3 protein-coding genes are annotated in these 2426 nt (G+C 66.0%); all 3 read left to right on the top strand.

The features are described from left to right. Nucleotides 1-76 precede the first annotated feature (76 nt). Entirely contained in the window at nt 77-517 is a 441-nt protein-coding gene (gene tnpA / locus BLT09_RS33290; protein ID WP_091600664.1) for an IS66-like element accessory protein TnpA, read from the top strand. Then, nucleotides 514-870 (top strand): IS66 family insertion sequence element accessory protein TnpB, encoded by a 357-nt coding sequence (tnpB, locus tag BLT09_RS33285; RefSeq protein ID WP_091600663.1) that lies wholly within the window; start codon nt 514-516, stop codon nt 868-870. Before tnpA ends, tnpB begins: the two co-directional genes overlap by 4 nt. Before the next feature lie 69 nt (nt 871-939). Continuing rightward, the coding region (gene tnpC, locus BLT09_RS33280) for an IS66 family transposase (RefSeq protein WP_091600662.1) at nt 940-2426 on the top strand (1487 nt) is incomplete at its 3' end.

Genomic DNA, 2426 nt, shown 5'->3' with positions numbered 1-2426 from the left:
GTAAGCGCTGTTCCGGTGGCACCTTTCGCGCGTTGACGTGAGGGACGATGTTCGGAGCCTTTGAGGGCTTCGACACATGACGATTTCAGAGCTTACGCTTACATCCAGCGATCACGAGCCCGCGCGCCGGTTCGAGGTGTTCACGGGCTCCGGTCGGCGGCGCGAATGGCTGCCGGAGGAGAAGGTGCGGATCGTGGCGGAAAGCTACGAAGCCGGCGCGACCGTGAGTGCGGTGGCGCGGCGATACGCTTTGTCCCCGCAGCAGCTGTTCGCCTGGCGTCGGGCCGCTCGTCAGCCGTTGGCGGAAGCGCCGGCAGCACCGGAATCGTTGTTTGTTCCGGCGGTGATTGCAGCGTCGAGGCCTGAACCGGCGGCAAGGCGGCGGCGGAAGCAGAAAGCCGCCCGAGACGCCGGTGTGATCGAGCTGGAGATCGACGGCATCACCATGCGCGTTGGCCGGGGTGCGGATGCGAAGACCGTGACCGCAGTGATCCGCGCGCTGAAGGCGACGTCGTGATCGGGCCGACGGGCGCGGTCAAGGTCATGGTGGCGACGAAGCCGGTCGACTTCCGCAAGGGTGCGGAGGGGCTGGCTGCGCTGGTGCGCGAGACGATGGGCGCCGATCCGTTCAGCGGGGCCGTCTACGTCTTCCGGGCGAAGCGGACGGACCGGATCAAGCTGATCTTCTGGGATGGCACAGGCGTGTGCCTTTACGCCAAACGCCTGGAAGATGGGGAGTTCCGCTGGCCGAAAGTGCAGGACGGCGTGATGCGGCTGACGGCCGCGCAGCTGTCGGCGCTGCTCGAAGGTCTCGACTGGCGGCGGGTCCATGAAGCCCGCCGGACGCGTGTTCCGGTTCAGGCGAGCTGAGCCGCGACCAAGTGAATCAGCCTGGATTGCGCTGTCGCGGGCTGTCGGCGAATATGGTCTGATCCGCTCATGGCGATGACGGCTGACCAGCTTCCCGACGATCCGGACGCGCTGAAGGCGATGGTCCTGGCGCGCGACGTCGAGAATGCCCGGCTGATCCAGATCATCAAGGAATTGCAGCGTCATCGCTTCGGCCGTCGCGCCGAAAAGCTTCCCGAAGATCAGTTGCTGCTGGGGCTCGAAGAGGCCGAACAGATCGAGGCGGCCGGCGAGGAAGCGGCCGAGAGGGCTTCTCCGGACCAGCGACAGGCAAAGACTGCCAAACGCCGGGCCAACCGGGGCTCGCTGCCGGCGCATCTGCCTCGCGTGGAGATGGTCGTCGACATCGAGGACCATGCCTGCCCGGGCTGCCGCAATGGCTTGCATCGGATCGGTGAGGACGTGAGCGAGCGGCTCGACATCGTTCCGGCGCAGCTGCGTGTGATCGTCGTGCGCCGGCCCAAATATGCCTGCCGCGCCTGTGAGGACGTGGTCGTTCAGGCTCCGGCACCCGCCCGGCTGATCGAGGGCGGTTTGCCGACCGAGGCGACGGTCGCTCAGGTGCTGGTGTCCAAATATGCTGACCACCTGCCGCTCTACCGACAAGCGCAGATCTATGCCCGGCAGGGCATCAATCTCGACCGGTCCACGCTCGCCGACTGGGTCGGCCGCGCCGCCTGGCATCTGCGTCCGGTGCATGAACGCCTGCTTGGCAAGCTGAAGGCTTCGCCGAAGCTGTTCGCCGACGAAACCACGGCGCCGGTGCTCGATCCTGGCCGCGGCAAGACGAAGACTGGGCAGCTGTGGGCCTATGCCCGCGATGACCGACCATGGCAGGGGAGCGACCCGCCGGGCGTCGCCTATGTCTATGCGCCGGACCGAAAGGCCGAGCGTCCGATCGCTCATCTCGCAGGCTTCACCGGAATCCTTCAGGTCGACGGCTATGGGGGCTATCGCGTGCTGGCCGAGAAAAGCGGCGTGACGCTCGCCTTCTGCTGGGCACACGTCCGCAGGCGCTTCTATGAACTGGCAGCCGCCGGTCCCGCACCGATCGCCAGCGAGGCGCTCCGGCGCATCGCCGAGCTCTACAGGATCGAGGATGACATCCGTGGCCGGTCGGCCGACGAGCGCCGCGCAATGCGTCAGGAAAATAGCCGCGCTACCGTCGCCGATCTCGAACCCTGGCTGCGCGAGAAGCTCGGTCTGATCAGCCAGAAGACCAAGCTCGCCGAGGCGATCCGCTACACCCTCTCGCGCTGGGAAGGCCTGACCCGCTTCCTCGACGACGGCCGCATCGAGATCGACTCCAATACAGTCGAGCGCTCCATCCGTCCGATCGCGCTCAACCGAAAGAACGCCCTCTTTGCAGGCTCCGATGGCGGTGCCGAACACTGGGCAGCCGTTGCGTCGCTGATCGAAACCTGCAAACTCAATGGTGTCGAGCCGCTAGGCTATCTCGGCGATGTCCTCACCAGGATTGTCAACGGCCATCCCAATAGCCAGATCGACGAACTGCT

It is taken from the genome of Mesorhizobium muleiense, assembly GCF_900099905.1.
Classification (GTDB): Bacteria; Pseudomonadota; Alphaproteobacteria; order Rhizobiales; family Rhizobiaceae; genus Mesorhizobium; species Mesorhizobium muleiense.
This window is presented reverse-complemented; position numbering and strand designations above follow the sequence as displayed.

Coding starts and splice junctions, on each gene's coding strand:
- tnpA (WP_091600664.1), top strand. CDS start 77: ATGACGATTTCAGAGCTTACGCTTACATCCAGCGATCACGAGCCCGCG.